Below are 24055 nucleotides of genomic sequence, written 5' to 3' on the forward strand. Positions count from 1 at the left end.
ACCTGAAAAACTGGCGCGAGCTTCCTCCATAAAACGCATCTTGTCCACCTCCAGACAGGCTGGATGCCGGGATGATTACTTATGCCGCACCGTCAAAATGGGGGATCATTTTTCTGCCAGTCAGTCCGGAAAACCCACAGAGTTGCTGTTGTGCATTGGTATGGATTTGTTTACCTTGCCGCCTCATCGCTTGTTAACCCACTGCCGCCATAATCGCTGCATCCATAGCGTGTAAAATTGAGGAAGTAGCGTTTGGCCGCTGGAACTGCCTGCCATCAGAAACATATTGGCTTTGCCGTTGATTATGCTGCGGCCTTGCGCAATGTCGTGCTCGGCATGACCATGTTTTCTCTCGCCGGTTGTGCGATGGGCGGCGTCAGCATCGACAAGGCCGTGCCTGATTCGACGACCATTACCGGTTCGGTCAAGCAGCCGACCGAGACGGATTCCGGCAAGCTCTCCGATCAGTCTGCGGTCCAGAACGTGGTTTCGGCGCTGAATTTCACGCAATGGGGCAAGAAGCCGGTTCCATGGGCCAATCCGAATACCGGCAGCCAGGGCACGATCACGACGATTGCCGAAAGCAACAAGAACGACCAGCTCTGCCGCGAATTCGAAACCTCGCGTGAGGCTTTCGACGGTGTTTCCATCTATCGCGGCGAAACCTGCATGCAGCGCGGCGGCCAATGGACAGTCACCGCCTTTGCACCGATCTGACAATAAGCGCAGCCTAAAGTCTGTACAGACTGGAACTTTTCTTCCCTCATGCGCATATTAGGCTCAATGAGTCTTACCACTGACTTCACAGTCATTTTCCTGAATGAGGAACTATATGCGCGATCCCTATAGCGTGTTGGGCGTCGCCAAAACGGCGAAGCCCGAAGAAATAAAATCGGCCTTTCGCAAGCTGGCCAAAAAGCACCATCCGGATCAGAACCAGGATGATCCGAAGGCGCAGGAGCGCTTTGCGGAAATTAATCAGGCCTATGAAATCGTTGGCGACAAGGACAAACGTGGCCAGTTCGACCGCGGCGAAATCGACGCGGAAGGCAAGCCGCTGTTTCAGGGTTTCCAGGGTGGCGGCGGTTTCGGCGGCGCGCATGGCGACCCGTTTGCCGGTTTCCGCCAGGGTGGCGGCAACAGCCACTTCGAATTCCGTTCCGGTCCAGGCGGCCATCAGGGCGCAGGCTTTGGCGGCGCGGAAGATATTCTGAACGATCTGTTCGGCGGCGGTTTTGGCGGCGGGCGGCAGCGCGGTCGTGCCGGTGGCAATGCCAAGGGGGAAGACCTGGCGGCCTCTATCGATGTGACCCTGTCGCAGGCGGCAGGCGCGGAGAAGGTTGAGGCCATCTTCCCCAACGGCAAGCATCTGAAAATCAAGCTGCCGAAATATGTCGAGGATGGTCAGACCATCCGCCTGAAAGGGCAGGGCGAACCGCTGATGGGCGGAACGCCCGGCGATGCGCTGGTGACGATCCGCTTCAAGCCACATCCGCGTTTCCGCCTCGAAGGGCGTGATGTGCATGTGGACCTGCCGGTCAATCTCAGCGATGCGGCACTGGGCGGCAAGGAAGAGGTCGAGACGCTCGACGGGCGCATTGCAGTGAAGATTCCAGCCTGGTCGAGTTCGGATCGGGTGTTGCGCCTGAAGGAAAAGGGCCTGCCGCTGAAAGCTGGCGGGCGCGGCGACCTTTATGTGCATATCCGGATCATGCTGCCGGATGGCGGCGACACGGAGCTGGAAGAGTTCCTGAAGAAACGCCGGGAAGGCTGATTCACGCCTTCCCGAGCCGGGAAGCTGCGGGAACGAATAGAGCTGAACAAGCAGGGTTGATGCGATTCTGATCGATTGAATTGCTTTTAAAGCGATCAGAACTGTTTTTCTGTGGTCATGCGAGCCAAAATATGGGCCGGGTGTTGTAGCTTTGCGGCAGTAAGGTGACAATGCCCGGCTTTTTCGCTGCAATTGCTTGAAGGTGATGCAAGCCTGTGCGATAGGGCAACAAGTTTATTATTTTTCAATGAGGACCCTTAATGACCGCACAGTCAGGTTTGTTGCAGGGCAAGCGTGGATTGATTCTGGGCGTGGCCAACAACCGCTCCATCGCCTGGGGCATTGCCAAGGCCGCCCGCGATGCCGGCGCAGAACTCGCATTCACCTATCAGGGCGATGCATTGAAGAAGCGCGTCGAGCCGCTGGCTGAAGAGCTTGGCGCTTTCGTTGCCGGTCATTGCGACGTGGCGGATGCCGCAAGCATCGACGCTGTTTTTGATGCGCTTGAGAAGAAGTGGGGCAAGATCGACTTTCTGGTGCACGCCATCGGTTTCTCCGACAAGGATGAATTGACCGGCCGTTACCTGGATACGTCGGAAGCCAATTTCACCAACACGATGCTGATTTCGGTTTATTCGCTGACGGCGGTTGCCCGCCGCGCGGAAAAGCTGATGGCCGATGGCGGCTCGATCCTGACGCTGACCTATTACGGCGCGGAAAAGGTCATGCCGAATTACAACGTCATGGGCGTTGCCAAGGCTGCACTCGAAGCAAGCGTAAAGTATCTCGCCGTCGATCTCGGCCCGCAGAACATTCGCGTCAACGCGATTTCGGCTGGCCCGATCAAGACGCTGGCCGCATCCGGCATTGGCGACTTCCGCTATATTCTCAAGTGGAACGAATATAACGCGCCGCTGCGCCGTACCGTGACAATTGAAGAAGTGGGCGATGTCGGCCTTTACTTCCTCTCCGACCTGTCGCGTTCGGTGACGGGTGAAGTGCACCATGCCGATAGCGGTTACCACGTCATCGGCATGAAAGCCGTCGACGCGCCGGACATTTCAGTCGTCAAGGACTGATACGACCCTTCTGAAATCCCGAAAAGTTGACACGCTTTTCGGGATTTTTCTTTGTCTTTCCCGTACCGGGAAAGTTATCCCTGTTTTAGAGAAGAACAGTCGGCACGGTTTCGACAATCGTTTTCGACTGGCAACGCTTTAGAGGTAAGGCTTTGGCCCGGGAGATCATCTACTTTTCGCGTCACGGCGAAACGGACTGGAATGTTTCGCAGCGCATTCAGGGGCAGCTCGATATCGACATCAATGCCCATGGACGCACGCAGGCAGACCGCAACGGCGATATGCTGAAAGCGCTCATCGGCGACGGTGCAGGCTTCGATTTCGTGGCAAGTCCGCTGCGCCGCACGCGCGAGACGATGGAACGTATCCGGTTGCGCATGGGGCTTGATCCATATGATTTCCGCACCGATCCGCAGTTGATGGAAGTGAATTTCGGCGACTGGCAGGGCTTCATGATGGAAGACATTGCCAAGGACCGGAACGATCTCATCGAAGCGCGCGCCCATGATAAATGGAATTTCGTCCCGCCGGGCACCACTGCCGAAAGCTATATGGGCCTGTCGCAGCGCATTGGTCGCTGGGTGGAAGCGGTGGAATGGCCGACTGTTTGCGTGACGCATGGCGGCTGTATCCGCACGCTGTTCTATCTCTACGGCGATGTGGACGGCCATGAAGCGGCCAATCTCTCAATCCCGCAGGACAAGATTCTGAAGTTCGAAAACGGCAAGCTCGAATGGGTGTGACAAGCCGCTGATGGCGGCTATGATCGGCAGTAGAATTGCGCTCATTTAGCGAAGGGGTCGCATTATGCCGTTTAAGCATTTTGCCGTCATTGCGGATATTCATGGCAACAGCGATGCGCTGGCGGCGGTGCTTGCAGATATCGACGCGCAGAGCATCGAAACCATCATCAATCTCGGCGACCATCTGAGCGGACCGCTCGCCGCACGCGAAACAGCCGACATGCTGATTGCCCGCGACATGATTTCCATTCGCGGCAACCATGATCGCTGGCTGGTCGAACAGTCCATTGACGAGATGGGACGTTCGGACCGCGCGGCGCGGGAGCAGATCGACGAAACACATCTGGAATGGCTGCGCGCCTTGCCCGCAACGCGAACTCTGGCCGATGGTCGGATTTTCGCCTGCCACGCCACGCCGACGAGCGACACACGCTATTGGATCGAGACGGTGACTGAAAACGGCGATGTCGTTTTGCAATCACGGGCGGCGATTGAAGCGGAAGCAGAGGGCATTTCCGCGTCGCTGCTGCTGTGCGGGCACACGCATATGCCGCGCATTTTGCGCCTGAGCGATGGCAGCCTGCTGGTCAATCCCGGCAGCGTCGGTTGCCCCGGCTATGACGATGATCAGCCGCGCCCGCATGTCGTGCAAACCGGCAATCCCCATGCGTCCTATGCCGTGATAGAGGAAGGCCCGTCCGGCTGGCTCGTGACGATGCGCAGCATTCCTTACGACGCGTCGCGCATGGTGGCGCTTGCCGAGAAGGCGGGGCGTCCGGATTGGGCGCGCGTGGTGCGCAGCGGCTGGTTCCAACCATGAAAAGAGCGGCTTTTCAGCCGCTCGTCAAACCTGCCCATTGCCGACAGCCAACGCTTACGGCGCTTCCTGAATGTCGGTGATGAAGCGGGTATTGTCCACCATATCGTAAATGATGAGGACCTTCATGCCCTTGTTTATGGCGCTGTAATCGAACTCGCCGGGCAACTTGTAGGTCTTGCCATCATCGAGCGAAAGCGTTTCGCTGTCCTTGTTGATGGACGTGATCTTGCCTTCGGCATCGTCCGCCATTGCGACTGTTGAAAACAGCGAGGCGAGAATGAGGATCAATCCGACCAGATACTGCATGGTTTTCCGCTCCTTTTGCCCGCTTTCTCGCCCATTTGCATTGCCGTGTCCCTGTGAAGGCATCGCCGGAGCGAATCGACACGACGTCGTCATTTGTTCATTAGCGGCTTGCGCTTTGTTGCCCTCAATGTAGCGTACCGAATGTGTCAAAAAAAATACCGGATCGGGATGAACCGAAGGAAATTTCGGGTCGATGGTGGCCATGATTTGACCGATCCCGAAAAGCTCAATAAAACGCCCGGTAAAGTAGCTGGTATCCTGCCCGTCAGGGTTTGCCTCCGGGGCATCCCAGGGTCATTTTAGTCAGGCGTCGCGCATGTCTCATAATAGTTTCGGTCATCTGTTTCGCGTAACCACCTGGGGCGAAAGCCACGGTCTGGCGCTGGGTTGCGTCGTGGATGGTTGCCCGCCCGGCATCACCTTTACCGAAGCCGAAATTCAGTCCTATCTCGACAAGCGCAAGCCGGGACAGTCCAAATATACCACCCAGCGCCGCGAGCCGGATCAGGTGCGCGTGCTGTCGGGTGTTCTTCTTGGCGAAGACGGCGTGACCATGACTTCCACCGGAACGCCGATTTCGATGATGATCGAAAACACGGATCAACGCTCCAAGGATTACGGTGAGATTGCGCGCCAGTATCGTCCGGGCCATGCCGATTACACCTATGACGTCAAATACGGCATTCGCGATTATCGTGGCGGCGGCCGTTCTTCGGCGCGCGAAACAGCGGCCCGCGTGGCGGCTGGCGCCATTGCGCGCAAGATCGTGCCGGGGCTCGAAGTCAAAGGCGCGCTGGTGGCCATGGGCATACATGGCATCGACCGTCGCCGCTGGAACTGGTCGGAAGTGGACAACAATCCATTCTTCTCGCCGGATGCAGGTTCGGTCGAACTGTTCGCGGATTATCTCGACGGCATTCGCAAGAGTGGATCGTCGGTTGGCGCGGTCATTGAGATCGTGGCCGAGGGCGTGCCCGCCGGTATCGGCGCGCCGATCTATGGCAAGCTCGATCAGGATATCGCCAGCCTGCTGATGTCGATCAACGCCGTGAAGGGCGTGGAAATCGGCAATGGTTTTGAAGCTGCCCGCCTGACCGGCGAGGAAAATGCCGATGAAATGCGGATGGGCAATGACGGCACGCCGCTGTTCCTGTCCAACCACGCCGGCGGTATTCTGGGCGGCATCGCCACCGGCGCGCCAGTGGTGGCGCGCTTTGCGGTCAAGCCGACCTCTTCCATTTTGACGCCACGCCGCTCCATCGACAAGGATGGCAAGGAAGTGGACGTGATGACCAAGGGACGCCACGATCCATGCGTGGGCATCCGCGCCGTGCCAATTGGCGAGGCCATGGTCGCTTGCGCCATTGCGGATCATTATCTGCGTCACCGCGGCCAAACTGGCCGCGTCTGAGAAAAATGGGGCCAAACTGGCCGCGTCTGAGAAAAATACGGCCGGACCGGACGGATTTAAAAAGGGTGTATGTCGATGAGCTATAATCAGAAGCAGGTTGTGGATGCATTGCGCGCTTTCGAGCGCGGCGAGATTGTCGTCGTCATGGACGATGACGGCCGCGAAAACGAAGGCGATCTGATCGTTGCTGCCGTGCATTGCACGCCGGAAAAGATGGCCTTCATCGTGCGCCACACATCGGGCATCGTCTGCACGCCCATGCCGCGTGAGGAAGCCAAGCGCCTCAATCTCGCGCCGATGGTTGCCGAAAACGAATCCGCTCACACGACCGCTTTCACGGTCACAGTCGATTATCGCCATGGCACCACCACCGGCATTTCCGCTGAAGACCGCACGCTCACGGCGCGCAATCTGGCCAATCCGAATGCAGGCGCAGAGGATTTCGTGCGTCCCGGCCATATTTTCCCGCTCATCGCGCGTGAAGGCGGCGTTTTGATGCGTTCTGGCCATACCGAAGCCGCCGTCGATCTCTGCAAGCTCGCCAATCTGCCGCCGATCGGCGTCATTTGCGAACTGGTCAATGATGACGGCTCGGTCATGCGCGGTCCCGATGTGACCGCCTTTGCGGAGAAGCACTCGTTGCACCGCGTGACGGTGGCCGATCTCATCGCCTATCGCCAGCGTAAGGAAACGCTGGTCAAGCGTGTCGGCGATGCGGCAATCAAGACCTGCGCAGGCAATGCCCATGCCTATACTTACGAACTGCCGTGGGAGCCGATGCAGCATGTGGCGGTGGTGTTTGGCGACATTCGTGACGGCGAGGAAGTGCCGGTGCGCCTGCATCGCGAAGACGTGCTGAACGATGTTTTCGGCAAGGGCGGCAGCAATCTCGATGCGATCATGGAGCGCATGGGCAAGGAAGGCCGCGGCGTTCTGGTTTATCTGCGCGAAGGCTCGGTCGGTGTCCGCGCCGATCACCACGATACGCGCGCTCGCGACAATTTGCAGGCCGAGCATGAAAGCCATGCGGAAGCCCGTGCCCGCGAAGAAGAATGGCGGCAGATCGGCCTTGGCGCACAGATCCTCAAGGATCTGGGCATCACCTCCATCGTGCTGCTGGCATCGCGCGAGCGTCACTATGTTGGTCTGGAAGGTTTCGGCATCGGTATTGCCCGGACTGAGATTATCTGAACCGGGAACAGCTGAAAAGGGCATGCGGGATATGCACAGGACCGTCATGGTCATGTGCTCCGCTGCTGTTATAATGCACGCATGACAACACGGCTTTACTGGCATCCGATCTATCTGGAACATCTGACACCATCCGGGCATCCCGAGCGCCCGGATCGCATTCGCGCGCTGATGAGCGAGCTGGAAGGGCCGGACTTTTACCGGCTTGACCGCGTCGAGGCCTCAAAGGCCAGCGAAGATGCGATCCTTCTCGCCCATCCCGAAGAACATCTCGATGCGGTGCGCACCAAAATCCCGGAGCCGGTCGAAGATGAGGAAGCGCCGCAACCTGTCGTGAAACTCGACGGCGACACCTATGTCAGCCCGAAAAGCATGGAAGCAGCACTCACCGCCATCGGCGCAACGATGGGCGCGGTGGATGACGTGTTTTCGGGCGCTGCCAGCAATGGTTTTGTCGCCGCGCGCCCGCCGGGACATCATGCCGAGCGTGAGCGTGCCATGGGCTTCTGCCTGTTCAATTCCATTGCCATTGCCGCGCGTCATGCCCAGCGCCATCACGGCGCAGAGCGTGTCGCCATCGTCGATTGGGATGTGCATCACGGCAACGGAACACAGGATATTTTTCAGGACGATCCGAGTGTTCTGTTTTGCTCCACCCATCAGTTTCCGCTCTATCCGGGCACGGGTGCGAAGGATGAAATCGGCGTTGGCAACATCGTCAACGCGCCGCTTTCGGCCAATAGCGGCAGCCGCGAATTTCGCGAAGCATTTAATAGTCGTGTATTGCCCGCTTTGGACAACTTCCGGCCAGATTTGATCCTTATTTCGGCTGGCTTCGATGCTCATTTTCGCGATCCGCTGGCCGAGATCAATCTCGACGAAGCGGACTTCGACTGGGCAACCGGCAAACTCATGGAACGAGCGGAACGCTATTGCGATCACCGGCTCGTGAGTGTGCTGGAAGGTGGATATGATCTAGAGGGCTTGTCGCAGTCCGCATCTACGCATATTACGCGGCTGTTGAAAGGATGAATCATGGTAACCGAACCGTCCAACGCCGATATTGCGGTCATGAGCTTCGAGGATGCGCTCAAGCAGCTTGAAAAGATCGTCGACGATCTGGAGCGGGGCGACGTGCCGCTGGAAGAATCCATTCGCATCTATGAGCGCGGCGAAGCGCTGAAGAAGCATTGCGACACGCTGCTGAAATCGGCTGAAGACAAGGTCGAGAAAATCCGCATCGGTCGCGACGGCCAGCCCGTCGGCACCGAACCGCTCGACGCGGAATAGTTAAAACAGCGCCCTGAGTTGAGAAACATAGGGCGCAAGCACGCCGCTCAGCAAATAGGGGCCAAGGCCCCAGCAGAGCGTCCATCCGGCAGCGCCAATCATATTTGCAGCCAGAAAATGCAGCGGGTTCATCTTCATGGAACCCGCAATAATGCCGTTGAGCTGGCGCAGCAGCACGACGAAACGCGCCGTTGCGACGACATAAAATCCCTTGCTGTCGAACATTTTTTCGAACTGGTCGAGCCTTGCCGGCGTCAGTTTCACCAGATGGCCATAGCGCAGGATCACCTTGCGGCCGCCAAAGCGTCCGATCAGGTAGCCGGTACAATCGCCCAGCACCGCGCCGATAAATACCGCGAGCAGCACGGCCTCGATGTTCAATGTGCCATGCAGCGCCAGAAGCGAGCTTGCGATCAGCGCACTCTCGCCGGGCAGCGGCGCGCCGAACGACTCGAAATAGACGATGAAGAACAGCGCCAATGCGCCATAGGCCGTGATGTAGGGTTCGAGAAAGCTCATAAGCTCAACAACATATGGATCAGATGGACGCGCTTTGATCTTTTATTCTAACGCGCAGCCTGTCCGAAGACCGTTTCACACTTTTCGGGATGCGCTCTAAAACAAAAATGGCTCCGGCGTAAACCGGAGCCGGCAATTCACTAGACAATATATATCAGCCGATGCTTCGTTTGCCCGTGATGGCGTGATAGGCCCAAAGCACGATGACTGCGCCGACAATGGCGATGATGAGGCTGATCGGATCGAACGCGCCGGTGACGCCCCGTCCGAAAAGTGAAGATGAAAGCACGCCGCCGACGATTGCGCCGACAATGCCCAATGCGATGTCAAAGAAGACGCCCTGACCGCTTTTATTGACGATTTTGCTGCCGATAAAGCCAGCAATCAGGCCGAGAATGATCCAGCTTATTATAGACATCTTATATCTCCTGAAGCGCAGATAAACATTTGTTTCGCGCTCACGGAAAATTTTCATATTTAGTGCGTAGAGGCAAGTTAATATGCTTGTCAAAACGAGAAATCGTTTTAACTTTAACTTACCGCGTGCACGTCAGCTGCATGGGATAACAGGGAGTATTGCGCCATGGGTAGTTACGACGATAACTCAAACGGGTCGCCGATCCCCGGCGGCAGTCTTGCCAAGCCAATCATGATTGCACTTGGCGCGTTGCTGGTCGGCAAGATGCTCGGCGGCAGCAAGGAAGAACCCGCACCGACACAGGCGCAGCCGGTGCCTGACCAGTCGCAGGCTGGTGGCGGTTTGGGCGGACTTCTCGGTGGCCTGCTTGGCGGCGGTGCTGCTGGCAATGCTTCGCCTTCTGCGGCCAATGAGGCTGGCGGCGGGTTGCTTGGCGGCATTCTCGGCGGTCTTGGCGGCCTGCTTGGTGGCACCGCTGCTGGCAATGCTTCGGCTGCACCTTCCGCACCGGGCCCGCTCAGCGGTGGCCTCGGCGGCCTTCTGGAACAGCTCAATCAGGCAGGTCTTGGTGAAAAGGTGGAATCCTGGGTCGGCCAGGGGCAGAACCATTCCATCGAGCCGGGCCAGCTTGGCGATGCCATCGGCCAGAAGACGCTCAGCGAAATCGCCCAGCATGCAGGCATCGACCAGCAGGAACTGCTGAACCAGCTTTCGCAAGTCTTGCCGGGTCTGGTGGACAAGCTGACCGCGAACGGTAAGGTGCCGGACACGAACGAGCTTTCCAAGCTGTTGCAGAAGCCTTAAAATAATTCGAGAAAAACGCCTTGGCGATTGGTGGAAAAGCACTGAGCCAATGCCATATTGATGGATGCGGACCGCACCGGCCTGCCGGTGCGGTTTTGTTTTGTGCGATCCGGTGAGCTCGATAGGCTTCTGTGATTAGATAAGGAGTGTGTCTCATGAGCTTTTTCCCCTGTCCAGATCCGGTGCTTGGCGACAAGACGACAGTGGATGCGATTGAGACGCTGGTGATCCCGCGCACGAGCGATATTGGCGGTCTGGAAGTGCGCCGCGCGCTGCCGACTGTGCGCCGCAGACTGGTTGGGCCGTTCATTTTCTTTGACCGTATGGGCCCCGCAGTCTTGCGCGATGGCGATGCGCTGGATGTGCGCCCGCATCCGCATATCGGTCTTTCGACGGTGACCTATCTCTTCGACGGTCACATCCGTCACCGCGACAGCCTTGGCACGGAAATGGTGGTGCGGCCCGGCGATGTGAACCTCATGACGGCTGGGCGTGGCATCGTGCATTCGGAGCGTTCGCCGGAAGAAGAGCGCGATGGACCGCTCTCGATTTCCGGTGTGCAAACATGGCTGGCGCTGCCTGATGCGCTGGAAGAAATCGATCCGCATTTCTATCATACCAACGCGCCCGATCTGCCGTTGATGAGTGATCCCGAATTTGACGGACGCCTGATTATCGGGGCGATGCATGGGCTGAAGTCGCCTGTTATCCAGCATGCCGATACGCTTTATGCCGATATCCGCATCAAGCCGCATGGCCGTTTTCCCATTCGGCCGACAGCGGAAGAACGCGCGATCTATACGCTGAGCGGCAATGTCGGCATTGGCGGCGAAGTGTTTCCGCCGGACAGGCTTTTGGCCTTCCGTCCCGGTGACGATATTGTGGTGCAGGCGGGGCCTGAAGGCGCGCATATCATGCTTTTCGGCGGCGCGGCGCTCGGGTCGAAACGTTATATCTGGTGGAACTTCGTCTCGTCCTCCAAGGAACGCATCGAGCAGGCCAAGGAAGAATGGCGCACGGGCCGGTTCGATATCGTGCCGGGCGATGAACAGGATTTCATACCTTTGCCTGAATAAGGACATGCGTAGAGATAAATAGCTAAAGCGCGACGCGGTTTCGCTTTGCACAATTTAGCTGCATATCGTGTTAGATTGGCGCAGTTCAGCCGGCTCTGCTTGATCTGGGCACGATGCTGCTATACCGACGACCAATCCAGATAATCCCAAAGACAGGTTGTTTCGATGTCCCGACCCACGACCCCATTGCTCGACAAGGTGCCGACCCCGGATCGCCTGCGCGCTTTGCCGGAGCAGGACCTGCCGCAACTGGCGGAAGAACTGCGCGCCGAGCTGATCGACGCCGTGTCCACCACAGGCGGGCATCTAGGCGCGGGGCTGGGCGTGGTCGAGCTGACGGTTGCGCTCCATCATGTCTTCGATACGCCGCATGACCGTATCATCTGGGACGTTGGCCATCAGGCCTATCCGCACAAGATCTTGACCGGTCGTCGCGACCGCATCCGCACGCTGCGGCAGGAAGGCGGCTTGTCCGGTTTCACCAAGCGTTCCGAAAGCGAATATGATCCGTTCGGCGCGGCGCATTCCTCGACGTCGATTTCTGCCGGTCTCGGCATGGCCGTTGCAAGCGATCTTTCCGGCGAAAAGCGCAATGTCATCGCCGTCATAGGCGATGGTTCCATGTCGGCTGGCATGGCCTATGAAGCGATGAACAATGCCGGTGCGCTGGATGCGCGGCTGATTGTGATCCTCAACGATAACGACATGTCGATTGCGCCGCCGACCGGCGCGATGAGCGCCTATCTGGCGCGTCTCGTTTCGGGCCGCACCTATCGCAGTGTTCGTGAAGCTGCCAAGCAGGTGGCGCAGAAACTGCCGAAATTCCTTCAGGACAAGGCGCGCAAGTCGGAAGAATATGCCCGCGCCTTCTTCACCGGCGGTACGCTGTTCGAAGAGCTGGGCTTCTATTATGTCGGCCCCATTGACGGGCATAATCTCGACCATCTTCTGCCCGTGCTGAAAAATGTGCGCGATACGCAAAAGGGCCCTGTGCTGATCCATGTGGTGACGCAGAAGGGCAAGGGCTATGCGCCTGCGGAAGCTGCTGCCGACAAATATCATGGCGTCAACAAGTTCGATGTCATCACCGGCAAGCAGGCGAAGCCGCCTGCCAATGCGCCGAGCTATACCAAGATTTTCGGCACGAGCCTGATTGAGGAGGCGCGTCACGACGACAAGATCGTGGCGATCACTGCAGCCATGCCGACCGGCACCGGGCTTGACCTCTTCGGCGAAGTGTTCCCGCAGCGCACTTTCGATGTGGGCATTGCCGAACAGCACGCGGTTACCTTTGCCGCAGGTCTGGCCAGCGAGGGCTTCAAGCCGTTCTGCGCCATTTATTCTACCTTCCTGCAACGCGGCTACGATCAGGTCGTGCATGATGTGTCGATCCAGAACCTGCCGGTGCGTTTCCCTATCGACCGCGCCGGTCTGGTAGGTGCTGACGGCGCCACCCATGCAGGCTCCTTCGATACGGGTTTCCTTGCCGCGCTGCCGGGCTTTGTCGTCATGGCTGCTTCCGACGAGGCTGAACTGCGCCATATGGTCCGCACCGCCGCCGAATATGACGAAAGCCCGATTTCCTTCCGCTATCCGCGTGGCGATGGCGTTGGCGTAGATCTGCCGGAGCGTGGCTCGGTGCTGGAAATCGGCAAGGGCCGCATCGTTCGTGAAGGCACCAAGGTGGCGCTGCTGTCGTTTGGAACGCGCTTGGCTGAATGCCTTGCCGCTGCCGATGAGCTGGGTGCCGCCGGTCTTTCGACCACGGTTGCCGATGCGCGCTTTGCCAAGCCGCTCGATCACGATCTGATCCGCCGCCTTGCCCGTGAGCACGAAGTGCTGGTGACGGTCGAGGAGGGCGCGGTTGGCGGCTTTGCCTCGCATGTGCTGCAATTCCTCGCCACCGACGGTCTGCTGGATCGCGGCCTCAAGGTTCGTGCGCTGACGCTGCCCGATCTCTATCAGGATCACGGCAAGCCGGATGCGATGTATGCCAGCGCCGGTCTCGACCGCGCCGGTATTGTGCACACGGTCTTTTCCGCGCTCGGTCGGGAAGCCATCGCAACGCCGTTCCGTGCCTGATTTCAGGGCGTGATCTCATGAGCGTATCTGCCGATAGTCGTCCGCGTCTTGACCAGCTGCTGGTCGAACGTGGACTGTTTGCCACGCGCTCGCGCGCCCGCGATGCGATCCAGCGCGGCACGGTCAAGGTGGATGGTAAAGCCGTCACCAAGCCGGGTCAAACGGTGGCGCAGAATGCGGCAATCGCGGTGGATGATCCCGCCAGCGCCTATGTTTCGCGCGCGGCGCTGAAGCTGATCGCGGCGCTCGATCATTTCGACATCGATGTGAAAGGGCGCACGGCGCTGGATATCGGCGCATCCACCGGCGGCTTTACGCAGGTGTTGCTGGAACGCGGTGCAAGCCATGTTATCGCCATTGATGTCGGGCACGACCAGTTGCATGAGAGCCTGCGCGCCGACGCCCGCGTCACCAACAAGGAGGGCGTCAACGCCCGCGCGCTGGAGTTGGCACAGCTCGATGGGCGCGACATCGATTGCGTTGTTTCCGATGTCAGTTTCATCTCGCTGAAGCTTGCTTTACCCCCGGCATTGGCCTTTGCGCAAAAAGATGCTATCTGCGCGCTTCTCGTGAAGCCGCAATTCGAGGCAGGACGTGAAGCCATCGGCAAAGGCGGCATTCTGCGTGACCCTGCGGATGGCGAACGCATAGCAGAAGAACTTAAACTTTGGCTTGAGACGCAGCCCGGCTGGCGCGCGCTCGGCCTTTGCCCGTCACCCATCGAAGGTGGTGATGGCAATCGTGAATATCTCTTGGCAGGAAAGAAAGACCGATGACGACGCAAGTTAATATCCGCTCGATTGGTGCGGGCGGCGATGGCGTCGCCAATCTTCCCGATGGTCAGATCTATGTGCCTTTCACGCTGCCGGGCGAAGTGGCCAATGTGGCGCGCGACAAGAACCGCGCGACGCTGATCGCATTGCTGGAAACCTCGCCGGAACGGCAGGACCCAGCCTGCGAGCATTTCGAAGCCTGCGGCGGTTGTGCGCTGCAACACTGGCAGGATGAACCCTACCGCCTGTGGAAGCGCGAACTGGTTGTCTCGGCCCTGAAGGGCAGGGGCATTGATGTTGAAGTTGAACCACTGGTGGCCTGCGCACCGCATACGCGCCGCCGCGCCGTCTTTGCCGCGCGCAAGACCGAGAAGGGCGTTCTGCTCGGCTTCAATCGCCATCTCAGCCACGAAATCATCGACATTGTCGAATGCCCGGTCACCGTGCCGGAAATCATCGCGCGCCTCGACGACCTGCGCGATGTGGGCGCATTGCTGGCGCCGGGTTCCAAGCCGTTTAAACTGGCGGCAACGCTGACGGAATCCGGCCTTGATCTCGCGGCAAGCGGTTGCGGTGTGCTGGATGACGATCAGCGCCGCGCCTTGACCGCGCTGGTCATCAAGAAGGGCTTTGCACGTCTTTCGCATGAAGGCGAAATTATCGTCGAGCCGAAAAAGCCGCTGATCCATTTCGGCAAGGTTCCGGTTCCGGTGCCGCCCGGCTGCTTCCTGCAAGCAACAGCCGAGGCTGAAGAGGCGATGACAGCGCTGGTGCTGAACCATGTCGGCAAGGCAAAGCGCGTCGCTGATCTTTTCTGCGGCGTTGGCACCTTTGCGCTCAGAATGGCGGAGAAAAGTGCGGTCCATGCAGTGGAAAGCGATGCGGCTGCTCTGGCGGCGCTCGACCGTGGCGTGCGCCATGTGCAGGGCCTGAAGCCGGTGAGCGTCGAACGGCGCGACCTGTTCCGCCGCCCGCTGATGCCGAAGGAATTGCTGCCATACAACGCCGTTGTCTTCGATCCGCCGCGTGCGGGTGCCGGAGAACAAGCGCAGGAACTGGCTAAATCGAAGGTTGAAAAGGTGGTTGCCGTATCGTGCAACCCGGTCACGCTTGCCCGCGATCTCGCCATTCTGGTGAAGGGCGGCTATCGCATCCAGCGTGTCACGCCTATTGACCAGTTTCTGTGGTCGCCGCATGTGGAAGCGGTTGTGACGCTGGTGAAGAAATAATGCGATAAATGCCGGGCTCAGCGCCCGGCATTTTTGTTTCTATGGCAGGGTCAGTTGGCCAGTCCGTCGAAGTTCGTCAGAATGACGCTCCAGCCCTTGATGTGGCCGTCGCGTGCTTCGGGGCTGCGGAATTTGACCTGTTTCAGTGTGATGTCGGTGGTGTTCGGATCCACTTCCTTCAGGTCGATCGTTACCACGCTGTCATCCAGTGAGTGGGGCGAATTCCACGTGAATGCCAGACGCGAATGCGGATCGATTTCCAGATAGGTGCCGGAATGCGGCACGTCGCGGTCGACCATGTGCATCAAAATAGAAAAGTGGCCGCCTTTCACCGCATCCGTGCTGACATCGGACGGACCGGTGCTGTCGCTTGATGCGCGCATGAATTTCGCCAGCGTCAACGGCGAGAGCCATGCGTTGAAAACCTTCTCCCGTGGAGCGGCGATCCTGCGATTGACTGTCAGTTCAAGCTCACTCATTTTCCTGTTCCTTCGAAACGAGTACATCCTCCAGCGCCGTGAGGCGCAGTTCCCAGACAGACTTCAGTTCCGCGAACCAGTTTTCCACTTCCCGTACCGGTTCCAGTTCGGCGGCAATGAAATGCTCGCGGCCCAAAGTCTTGCGGGTGACCAACCCTGCCTCCTCCAACACCTTGATGTGCTTGGAGACAGAGTTGAGCGACATGTCGAAATGAGCGGCGAGCGCAGTCACTCTTGAAGCGCCCTCCTGTACGAGGAGCGTCAAAATATGCCGTCGCGTAACGTCTCCGACGGCTTTGAGAATATGTGACAGAGCATCATCGTTCATTATTCACCCGTAAGGTTGAATATACGTCATTCAGGATAATAGTCAACCATATGGTTGAATATTCTTCAATGTGCCATAGCGACAGGCGCGCCGCAAGGGTGGCCACGGAGAGACAGCGGCGCGTAAACAACAAAAAACCATCTGTACGGCGGTACAGATGGTTTCGTGCGCAATGGGTAAGCAGGCTGCTCTTGCGAGGGCAGGGCTTACATCTTCTCGATGATTTCCGGATCGCCTTCGCGCGGCTTGCCGTTGGCGGCGAGGATAGCGGGCACGATGTCTTCCGCTTTGTCGATCACCAGCGGCTGCACCTGATGGGCGGTATGGAGAAAACCTTCCGCGCGCATATGGTCGAGCAGCGACAGCATGGGCTGCCAGAACTTGTTGATATTGGCGAAGACCATCGGCTTGCGATGCTTGCCGAGTTGCGCCCAGGTCATCATCTCCACGATTTCCTCGACCGTGCCGATGCCGCCGGGCAGCGTGACGAACGCATCCGATTTCTGGAACATCAGGTGCTTGCGCTCGTGCATATCACCAACGACGACCAGCTCTGTCAGCTGTTCCGCCTTTTCGAGGCTCGCTTCCTTGTCGAGCAGGAAGGTCGGGATGATGCCGGTGACTTCGCCGCCAGCTTCCATTACACCCTGCGACACCGCACCCATGATGCCTCTTGTGCCGCCGCCATAGACAAGGCGCAGGCCATGCTCGGCGATGGAGCGGCCAAGGGCAAAGCCAGCTTCGCGATAGATGGGGTTCTGGCCCATGGAAGAGCCGCAATAAACGCAAATGGATCGAATCTCAGACATAGTGCTTTTTTGGGCTTTTGATGCGCGAGCGTCAAGTCGGGCGTCACGCCGCAGTGACGCAAAATCCGTTCATGTCCTGTACATTCGTGGCCGTTATCCTAGGTCTTATTTTGCAAATCAAATTGGAGTGAATTTGAAAATGTTGCCATCAGTAAAACTGTCCGTTGCGCTTTTTGCGCTGTCCTTGACCGCTTCGGCAGCGTCGGCTGCTGAAATCACCATCAAGCTAGCGGACGATAAGGCGGTGACGACCAATTCCGTCCTTTATAAATGCGGTGAAAAGGACGTGTCCGTAACCTATTACAATGCCGGTGACATTTCGCTTGCGGAGCTTGAGTTGGACGATGAAACCGTCATCGCTTCCAACGTGCTTTCTGGCTCCGGCGCAAAATATGCGGGCGGCGTCTATGTCTGGTGGACAAAGGGTCAGGAGGCCAGTCTTTACAATCTCATGGACGATCCTGAACAGGAAAAACCGACAAACTGTGCAGAACAATAAGCAAGCTAAGAAAAACCCTCGTAGCTTTCGCTAATTCAGTGCAGATTTGTTGTGGGGGGAAGCCAAAAGCTATAAACCCGTTCTAAAGGGCATTTTCAGCAAAACCGCAAAGCGGTTTTGCGTTGGATAATGCGCAGAAAAAAATAGATAGCGCGGTTTCAACGTATTCGTTTTAACTGGAAACGCGCTCGTCTCTGGCGTGGGTCTCGGAACGAAATGCAGAAGAATAGCTTTGGATTGCTTGGCGCTGGCCTGCTGGCCGTGATTGTCGGGCTTGGTCTTTACTGGAATGCAAAGAAGACAGAGCCGGAAACACCGAAGGCTGGTGTTTCCGCGCCCGCTGCGTCCGGGAGCGAGCAGCAGGCTGCACAGCCGCAAGCACCTCAAACAGAAACACCCTCAGCGCAGACGCCAGACGCACCCAAGCCTACGCAATCTGCCGAGGCTGCGCCAAAGGCCGACAAGCCGACGGCCCCTGCCGAGCAGGCCGCCGCTGAACCGGAACAGCAGCACCAGACGCCGATCTTCGACGTCTTGCGCGTAGAGCCGGACGGTTCCGTGGTGATTGCGGGCAAGGCCATGCCGAATTCGGATGTGGAAGTCGTGGCGGGAGCGAGCGTTGTCGGCAAAGCCAAGGCAGGCGCTAATGGCGATTTCGTCGTGGTGCTGGACGAGCCGCTGAAGCCGGGCGATCATCAGCTCGTGCTGCGCGCCTCGGGACAGGACAAGGTTGCCACCTCGGCCCAGACGGCCATCGTCTCCGTGCCGGATTCAAAAGGCGGACAGGTTCTGGCGCTGGTTGAAGAACCGGGCGAAGCAAGCCGCCTGATCACGAGGCCGGAAACTGCACCGGCGCAGCGGACGGACAGTGCGACGGGTGCTGCAACAACGCCAACCGATGACGGAAGCCCGCAAACCAAGCCTGCGCCCCAGCTACCAATTGCCATCGAGGCAGTGGAAATCGAAGGTGACACCATCTTCGTGGCAGGCAATGCCAAGGGCGGAAACCGCGTGATCGTCCATGCTAATGATATTCTGATCGGCTCCAGCACCGTCACGCCGGAAGGCCGTTTCCTCGTGCAGAGCAAACAGCCTTTGGCTGTAGCCGATTACATCATTCGCGCCGATCTTCTCGACAATGCCAACCGTATGATCGCGACCGCGCGCGTGCCGTTCCGTCGCGAGGCTGGCGCCAATATTTCGGCAGTCGCGCCCGCAAGCAGCGGTCCGGCCGAAGCAGGCGTCGCGGACAAGGCCGCGCTGCAGAAGGTTGACGGTTCGGTGATTATTCGCCGCGGTGACAATCTGTGGACGATCTCCAAGCGCGCTTACGGCAAGGGCACGCGCTACACGACCATCTATCTTGCCAATCGTGAGCAGATCAAAAACCCCGATCTCATCTGGCCGGGGCAGGTGTTCCACATGCCGAAGGAGCCTTTGGGCGACGAGGAAGTGCAGCGCCAGACGCAGTAACCGCAGAACTGATCAGGTTTCGTTCTACCACTACAGTTGCATTCTTCGTGATGCCGGTCTGCAACGCGCAATTTCCTGTACTCCGGTGCTCGAAAATCACTCGTTTCGCCACGGTCTGACGAATTTGCAATTGTAGTTCTACTCAATAATCACGATAGCTTGTTTTTACTTTCGCGGCGTTTTTTGGAAAAACCGCCGCGAAATCTTGTGCTTTAAGGTATAATCGTATATCGTCGATATACGATGAAGATTTCCATGAATGATCAGGTCGCAGCCGATCTTGGCTCGATGGCGAAAGACGACGAGGATGCCGCGCGGATTTATGCTGCGCTGGGCCATCCCGTGCGTATCGCCATTTTACGACAGCTGATCCTTGAGGACGCCTGCTGCTGCAAAGACATTGTCGGCAGGCTCGATCTCGCCCAATCCACCGTTTCCCAGCATTTGAAGGTTCTCGTGACCGCAAGGCTGATCGACTATCGACCCGAACGCCAGTCTTCGCGCTACAGCGTCAACTGGCAGCAAATCAATGCCATTCGCACCCACCTTGCCGCATTTGCCGGTGGTTGTTGCACGTTATGATCTGACCCGAAAGAACGCCTGATGAGCTCCTCTAAAACGGTTTCTGCCGAATCCGGCGAAACATTCAAGACCCTGCGCAATCTCTGGCCCTATATGTGGCCCGAGGACAGGCTGGACCTGCGCATGCGCGTGGTTTGGGCAACGTTCTATCTGGTCATTTCGAAGATCGTTCTCATTCTCGTTCCCTATTTCTTCAAATGGGCGACGAACGCGCTGAACGGACAGTTGCATGCGCCGGGCTATGTGCCGCTGTTCCTGACCGGCGCGGTCATGCTCGTGGTGGCCTATAACGGATCGAGGATCGTGCAGGCCGGTCTCAACCAGCTGCGCGACGCCTTGTTCGCCAGTGTCGGCCAATATGCAGTGCGTCAGCTTGCCTATCGCACATTCGTGCACATGCACCAGCTTTCGCTGCGCTTCCATCTGGAGCGGCGCACGGGCGGTCTGTCGCGCGTGATCGAGCGCGGCACGAAGGGCATCGAAACTATCGTCCGCTTCACCATTCTCAACACGCTGCCGACCATTCTGGAATTTGCGATGACGGCGGTGATCTTCGCGGTCTCCTACGGCATTTCCTATCTGGTCGTCGTGGCGGCGACGGTGGTGTTCTATACCTGGTTCACCATCAAGGCGAGCGACTGGCGCATCAACATCCGTCGCGAGATGAATGATTCCGATACGGACGCCAACACTAAGGCCATCGACTCCCTGCTGAACTTCGAAACGGTGAAGTATTTCGGCAATGAGACGATGGAAGCCCAGCGCTTCGACGCCTCCATGGCGCGTTATGAAAAGGCTGCAACCCAGACCTGGACCTCGCTCGGTTGGTTGAACTTCGGTCAGGCCGTGATCTTCGGCGTGGGCATGGCGATTGTCATGGTCATGTCGGCGCTGGAAGTGCGCGCTGGAACGCAATCCATCGGCGACTTCGTCTTCATCAACGCGCTGCTGATGCAGCTTTCCATACCGCTCAACTTCATCGGCTTCATCTATCGCGAAATCCGTCAGGGTCTGACCGATATTGAACAGATGTTCGACCTGCTCGATGTGAAGCAGGAAGTGAGCGACAAGCCGGGCGCCAAGCCGGTGCAGATCGACAAGGGCGCGATCCGCTTTGATGACGTGCATTTTGCCTATGATTCCAACCGCCCGATCCTCAAGGGCATCAGCTTCGAGGTTCCGGCAGGCAAGACGGTGGCGATAGTCGGGCCTTCGGGCGCGGGCAAGTCCACGATCTCGCGGCTGCTGTTCCGCTTCTACGATATCCAGTCGGGCTCGGTGACCATCGACGGGCAGGACGTGCGCGACGTGACGCAGGAAAGCCTGCGCAAGGTCATCGGCATGGTCCCGCAGGATACGGTGCTGTTCAACGACACCATCGCCTATAATATCCGCTATGGCCGCACCGATGCGACCGAAGAAGAGGTGGAGAAGGCAGCCGATATGGCGCAGATCTCCCGTTTCATCCAGCATCTGCCGGATGGCTACAAGGCCATGGTCGGCGAGCGCGGGCTGAAACTTTCGGGCGGTGAAAAGCAGCGTGTCGCCATCGCACGCACGATCCTGAAAGCACCGCCGATCCTCATCCTCGACGAAGCGACCTCGGCGCTGGATACGGCGACGGAACAGGAAATCCAGTCGGCGCTGGATATCGTCAGCCGCGGCCGCACCACACTGGTCATCGCGCACCGGCTTTCGACGGTGATTGGCGCGGATGAAATCATCGTGCTCAAGGATGGATTGATCGCCGAGCGCGGCACGCATCGCCAGCTTCTGAAGCACAAGGGTCTTTATGCCTCGATGTGGGATCGTCAGCGCGAGGCCGACGAGGCCGAAGAACGCCTGCGTCAGGTTCGCGAGAGCGACGATATGGGCGTGGTTGTGCGCGGAACGCCTGCGGCGGAGTGATCACGCCACCTGACAGTCGTGCATAAATTGCGAAATGCATTTTGAGATTCCGGGAGTCATGCGCTACATACGGCTAAAGCGTTTTGCAGCCAAATGGGAACATTTGGCGTCGCACAAATGCGGCCCGAGCAACGATTTAGAGCGCCGGTCTGGTGAAGCCAGATCGGATGCGCTCTAAATACGAGGAACAAGCGATGAGCCTGACTGACACTATCCGCAACACTTTTGTGCCGATTCACCGGGAAGGCTATCCGTTCATAGCGGGCTTTTTCGTGGTTTCGCTGATCCTTGGCTGGTTGTGGAACCCGCTGTTCTGGATCGGCATGGTGCTCACGGTCTGGTGCATCTATTTCTACCGCGATCCCGAACGCGTGACGCCGATGGACGACGATCTCGTCATCAGCCCGGCGGACGGCAAGGTCTCTTTCGTCGGTCCGGCCATTCCGCCTGCGGAGCTTGATCTGGGCCTCGAGCCGCTGACGCGTGTTTCCGTGTTCATGAATGTCTTTTCCGTGCACATCAACCGCTCGCCGGTTCGTGGTCAGATCGTCAAGGTCGAGCACCGCCCGGGCAAGTTCCTCAATGCGGAACTGGACAAGGCCAGCACCGAAAATGAACGCAACAGCGTTCTGATCGAAAGCCCGCATGGCAAGGTCGGCGTGGTGCAGATCGCCGGTCTGGTGGCGCGCCGCATCGTGTGCTGGTCGAGCCAGAACGACGATTTGTCTGTTGGCGAGCGTTTCGGCCTGATCCGCTTCGGTTCGCGCGTCGATGTTTACCTGCCGGCCGATGCGACGGTGCGCGTTGCCGTGGGTCAGACGGCTGTTGCCGGTGAAACGGTGCTTGCCGATTACGGCAGCAACCGCAGCGAACCCGTTGTCCGGATTGCATAGAACATGGGAACACCCTTTCCGCCTTTTGAGCCCAATGGCCGCGTGGATTCATCCCGCGGCCCAAAGCTGTCGCAGATACCGCTGCGTATCGTTATTCCGAACCTCATCACGGTTCTGGCTATCTGTGCCGGTCTGACCGGCATTCGTCTTGCCTTTGAAAACCGCTTTGAGCTGGCCGTCGCCATGGTGCTGGTCGCGGCATTCCTCGACGGCATCGACGGACGTGTTGCGCGCATGATGAAAGGCTCGTCGAAATTCGGCGAGCAGATGGATTCACTTGCCGATATCGTCAATTTCGGCGTTGCGCCCGCACTGGTGCTTTATGCATTCATGCTGGATCAGGCGCGTTCCTTCGGCTGGATTGCCGGTCTTCTCTATGCGATTGCCTGCTGCCTGCGTCTGGCGCGCTTCAATGTGATGCTGGAAGACCCGAACCGGCCTGCCTGGCAGAGCAATTATTTCATCGGCGTGCCTGCGCCCGCTGGCGCCATGCTGGTGCTGCTGCCGGTGTATCTCGGCTTCCTCGGCCTGACGCCCTCGCGGGGGCTGGCCTTCGGTGTTGCCATTTATACCGTGGCTATCGCGTTCCTGCTGGTCAGCCGTCTGCCGGTTTATAACGGCAAATCGGCGGGCAGCCTCGTGCGTCGCGATATCGTTATGCCGCTTATCCTCTGCGTGGTTGTCTATGTGGCGTTCCTGATGAGCTTCACATGGCAGACGCTGAGCCTGACGGCTCTGGTCTATCTGGCTTTCCTGCCGTTCAGCCTTGCCGCATGGAACCGCCGCGAGGCAGCGGATCGCGCTGCGGCGGAAGAACCGGCGACCGATAGCGGAGAAGAAAAGCCGTCAGCGTCAGAAGACAAGTGACGGCAGCTTTTCCAGAATGAACTCAACGCGCTCCTCGACCGAAGTTTTCGGCAGGAGCGCGATTTCATATCCGAACTGGCGATAGGTTGTCTCCATCGCTGCGAATGTTCGCACAGCCTCATTGAAGTCCTGTTTGCGCTCGGCATCCTGCCCGAAAATCTCTGGCCATGGCGGGGCGAGAAACACCGTTTTGTTATAACGAATCTTCTGTGCAGCCGCTTCCATATGTGAAGGCACCGGCAGGCTGCAGAGCGAAAGATAACCGATCACATCCGGCACGCCGCGATCAAAGAAGACCGGCTCTGTTTGGTCTTGTGCCGAGCGATGTGACCGCATTTCCCACGACAACATCAATTCGGCAAACAGCGCGCGGTCGTCCCAGGGTAGGGCCGTGCCACTGATGGCAACCTGATCCTGAATGATGGCACGCCCGGCTTCCACGGTGCGCGTAAAACCTCGCTGTTCGAGTGCATCGATCAGCGTGCTCTTGCCCGATCCGGGACCGCCGCTGATGACAAGAAATCGTGCATGGTTGTCAGCCATTCTGTTCTCCAGACAAATGAATTGCGTTGCGGCGTGCGAAAGCGCATGCCGGTGACGATAGATTGCTTTGGAAGGGGAGAGGGAAAAAGCCCGCTAGAAAAAGCCGAAGACAAGGCGGCGAGGGGGCGAAGTATTTATAAAATAACGCTGGCCTTGCTA

General features: G+C 58.3%; 27 protein-coding genes. 20 read left to right on the plus strand and 7 right to left on the minus strand.

The annotated features are described in order from the left end of the window. Positions 1 to 285: 285 nt before the first annotated feature. The 5 genes from QBD01_RS03795 (at position 286) to QBD01_RS03815 (ending at position 4416) form a co-directional block, all read left to right on the plus strand. Positions 286 to 717 carry an RT0821/Lpp0805 family surface protein gene (locus tag QBD01_RS03795; RefSeq protein WP_377515478.1) on the plus strand — a complete coding sequence of 144 codons (432 nt, stop codon included), beginning with the start codon at positions 286 to 288 and terminating at the stop codon, positions 715 to 717. Between the two features lie 115 nt (positions 718 to 832). Continuing rightward, positions 833 to 1774, plus strand: coding sequence for a DnaJ C-terminal domain-containing protein (locus QBD01_RS03800; protein WP_280991662.1), 942 nt, complete (start codon positions 833 to 835; stop codon positions 1772 to 1774). Between the two features lie 260 nt (positions 1775 to 2034). Next, positions 2035 to 2853, plus strand: coding sequence for an enoyl-ACP reductase FabI (fabI, locus tag QBD01_RS03805; RefSeq protein WP_109368447.1), 819 nt, complete (start codon positions 2035 to 2037; stop codon positions 2851 to 2853). A gap of 152 nt (positions 2854 to 3005) precedes the next feature. Further along, positions 3006 to 3596, plus strand: a complete 591-nt coding sequence (locus QBD01_RS03810) for a histidine phosphatase family protein (RefSeq protein ID WP_280991663.1) — start codon at positions 3006 to 3008, stop codon at positions 3594 to 3596. A 64-nt stretch (positions 3597 to 3660) separates the two neighbouring features. After that, positions 3661 to 4416, plus strand: a complete 756-nt coding sequence (locus QBD01_RS03815) for a metallophosphoesterase family protein (protein ID WP_280991664.1) — start codon at positions 3661 to 3663, stop codon at positions 4414 to 4416. Positions 4417 to 4470: 54 nt separating this feature from the next. Here the strand turns inward: QBD01_RS03815 and QBD01_RS03820 are convergent, their stop codons facing one another. After that, positions 4471 to 4722 carry a DUF1344 domain-containing protein gene (locus QBD01_RS03820; protein ID WP_078338126.1) on the minus strand — a complete coding sequence of 84 codons (252 nt, stop codon included), beginning with the start codon at positions 4720 to 4722 and terminating at the stop codon, positions 4471 to 4473. A 316-nt stretch (positions 4723 to 5038) separates the two neighbouring features. On the opposite strand from QBD01_RS03820, the gene aroC reads away from it, so the two are divergent. The 4 genes from aroC to QBD01_RS03840 all read left to right on the plus strand — a co-directional run bounded on the left by aroC (position 5039) and on the right by QBD01_RS03840 (position 8614). Next, positions 5039 to 6133, plus strand: a complete 1095-nt coding sequence (gene aroC / locus QBD01_RS03825; protein ID WP_113534698.1) for a chorismate synthase — start codon at positions 5039 to 5041, stop codon at positions 6131 to 6133. 75 nt (positions 6134 to 6208) lie between these two features. Continuing rightward, positions 6209 to 7324 (plus strand): 3,4-dihydroxy-2-butanone-4-phosphate synthase, encoded by a 1116-nt coding sequence (gene ribB, locus QBD01_RS03830; RefSeq protein WP_280991665.1) that lies wholly within the window; start codon positions 6209 to 6211, stop codon positions 7322 to 7324. A gap of 81 nt (positions 7325 to 7405) precedes the next feature. Next, positions 7406 to 8356, plus strand: coding sequence for a histone deacetylase family protein (locus QBD01_RS03835; RefSeq protein ID WP_280991666.1), 951 nt, complete (start codon positions 7406 to 7408; stop codon positions 8354 to 8356). 3 nt (positions 8357 to 8359) lie between these two features. Continuing rightward, on the plus strand, positions 8360 to 8614 hold the full coding sequence (locus QBD01_RS03840; protein WP_078338030.1) for an exodeoxyribonuclease VII small subunit: 255 nt from the start codon (positions 8360 to 8362) through the stop codon (positions 8612 to 8614). Here QBD01_RS03840 and QBD01_RS03845 read toward each other — a convergent pair whose 3' ends face one another. Together QBD01_RS03845 and QBD01_RS03850 are read right to left on the minus strand one after the other, a co-directional pair. After that, positions 8615 to 9133 (minus strand): DedA family protein, encoded by a 519-nt coding sequence (locus tag QBD01_RS03845; protein WP_280991667.1) that lies wholly within the window; start codon positions 9131 to 9133, stop codon positions 8615 to 8617. A gap of 154 nt (positions 9134 to 9287) precedes the next feature. Further along, positions 9288 to 9551 carry a GlsB/YeaQ/YmgE family stress response membrane protein gene (locus tag QBD01_RS03850; RefSeq protein WP_078338128.1) on the minus strand — a complete coding sequence of 88 codons (264 nt, stop codon included), beginning with the start codon at positions 9549 to 9551 and terminating at the stop codon, positions 9288 to 9290. 165 nt (positions 9552 to 9716) lie between these two features. Here QBD01_RS03850 and QBD01_RS03855 point away from each other — a divergent pair, with 165 nt between their 5' ends. From QBD01_RS03855 to QBD01_RS03875, 5 genes are all read left to right on the plus strand, one after another. Further along, complete coding sequence (locus tag QBD01_RS03855; protein ID WP_280991668.1) at positions 9717 to 10355, plus strand: YidB family protein; 639 nt, start codon at positions 9717 to 9719, stop codon at positions 10353 to 10355. Positions 10356 to 10510: 155 nt separating this feature from the next. Then, positions 10511 to 11431 (plus strand): pirin family protein, encoded by a 921-nt coding sequence (locus QBD01_RS03860; protein ID WP_280991669.1) that lies wholly within the window; start codon positions 10511 to 10513, stop codon positions 11429 to 11431. 165 nt (positions 11432 to 11596) lie between these two features. Further along, on the plus strand, positions 11597 to 13513 hold the full coding sequence (dxs, locus tag QBD01_RS03865) for a 1-deoxy-D-xylulose-5-phosphate synthase (protein WP_280991670.1): 1917 nt from the start codon (positions 11597 to 11599) through the stop codon (positions 13511 to 13513). A gap of 17 nt (positions 13514 to 13530) precedes the next feature. Then, entirely contained in the window at positions 13531 to 14289 is a 759-nt protein-coding gene (locus QBD01_RS03870; protein WP_280991671.1) for a TlyA family RNA methyltransferase, read from the plus strand. Further along, a complete protein-coding gene (locus QBD01_RS03875) occupies positions 14286 to 15515 on the plus strand; it encodes a class I SAM-dependent RNA methyltransferase (RefSeq protein ID WP_280991672.1) in 1230 nt (409 codons plus the stop codon). The genes QBD01_RS03870 and QBD01_RS03875 overlap by 4 nt, the downstream gene beginning before the upstream one ends. 50 nt (positions 15516 to 15565) lie before the next feature. Here the strand turns inward: QBD01_RS03875 and QBD01_RS03880 are convergent, their stop codons facing one another. The 3 genes from QBD01_RS03880 to QBD01_RS03890 form a co-directional block, all read right to left on the minus strand. Next, a complete protein-coding gene (locus tag QBD01_RS03880; protein WP_280991673.1) occupies positions 15566 to 15994 on the minus strand; it encodes an SRPBCC domain-containing protein in 429 nt (142 codons plus the stop codon). Continuing rightward, positions 15987 to 16322 (minus strand): helix-turn-helix transcriptional regulator, encoded by a 336-nt coding sequence (locus tag QBD01_RS03885; RefSeq protein ID WP_138786594.1) that lies wholly within the window; start codon positions 16320 to 16322, stop codon positions 15987 to 15989. Before QBD01_RS03885 ends, QBD01_RS03880 begins: the two co-directional genes overlap by 8 nt. A gap of 206 nt (positions 16323 to 16528) precedes the next feature. After that, positions 16529 to 17131: a TIGR00730 family Rossman fold protein gene (locus QBD01_RS03890; protein WP_280991674.1), complete on the minus strand. Its 603-nt coding sequence runs from the start codon at positions 17129 to 17131 to the stop codon at positions 16529 to 16531. A 139-nt stretch (positions 17132 to 17270) separates the two neighbouring features. Here QBD01_RS03890 and QBD01_RS03895 point away from each other — a divergent pair, with 139 nt between their 5' ends. The 6 genes from QBD01_RS03895 to pssA all read left to right on the plus strand — a co-directional run bounded on the left by QBD01_RS03895 (position 17271) and on the right by pssA (position 23353). Further along, the gene (locus QBD01_RS03895) at positions 17271 to 17630 is read left to right on the plus strand and encodes an MliC family protein (RefSeq protein ID WP_280991675.1); all 360 of its coding nucleotides are present in this window, start codon (positions 17271 to 17273) and stop codon (positions 17628 to 17630) included. 216 nt (positions 17631 to 17846) lie between these two features. Beyond that, the gene (locus QBD01_RS03900; protein WP_280991676.1) at positions 17847 to 19103 is read left to right on the plus strand and encodes an Ig-like domain-containing protein; all 1257 of its coding nucleotides are present in this window, start codon (positions 17847 to 17849) and stop codon (positions 19101 to 19103) included. Between the two features lie 255 nt (positions 19104 to 19358). Beyond that, positions 19359 to 19685 (plus strand): metalloregulator ArsR/SmtB family transcription factor, encoded by a 327-nt coding sequence (locus QBD01_RS03905; RefSeq protein ID WP_280991677.1) that lies wholly within the window; start codon positions 19359 to 19361, stop codon positions 19683 to 19685. 21 nt (positions 19686 to 19706) lie between these two features. Then, on the plus strand, positions 19707 to 21593 hold the full coding sequence (locus QBD01_RS03910) for an ABC transporter ATP-binding protein/permease (RefSeq protein ID WP_280991678.1): 1887 nt from the start codon (positions 19707 to 19709) through the stop codon (positions 21591 to 21593). A gap of 167 nt (positions 21594 to 21760) precedes the next feature. Further along, positions 21761 to 22486 carry a phosphatidylserine decarboxylase gene (locus tag QBD01_RS03915; RefSeq protein ID WP_280991679.1) on the plus strand — a complete coding sequence of 242 codons (726 nt, stop codon included), beginning with the start codon at positions 21761 to 21763 and terminating at the stop codon, positions 22484 to 22486. Between the two features lie 3 nt (positions 22487 to 22489). Continuing rightward, the gene (gene pssA, locus QBD01_RS03920) at positions 22490 to 23353 is read left to right on the plus strand and encodes a CDP-diacylglycerol--serine O-phosphatidyltransferase (protein WP_280991680.1); all 864 of its coding nucleotides are present in this window, start codon (positions 22490 to 22492) and stop codon (positions 23351 to 23353) included. Here the strand turns inward: pssA and QBD01_RS03925 are convergent. Continuing rightward, positions 23339 to 23896, minus strand: coding sequence for an AAA family ATPase (locus tag QBD01_RS03925; RefSeq protein ID WP_280991681.1), 558 nt, complete (start codon positions 23894 to 23896; stop codon positions 23339 to 23341). The two genes, pssA and QBD01_RS03925, sit on opposite strands and share 15 nt — an antisense overlap. Positions 23897 to 24055: the final 159 nt, after the last annotated feature.

It is taken from the genome of Ochrobactrum sp. 19YEA23 (genome assembly GCF_029909865.1).
GTDB classification, from domain to species: Bacteria; Pseudomonadota; Alphaproteobacteria; order Rhizobiales; family Rhizobiaceae; genus Brucella; species Brucella gambitense.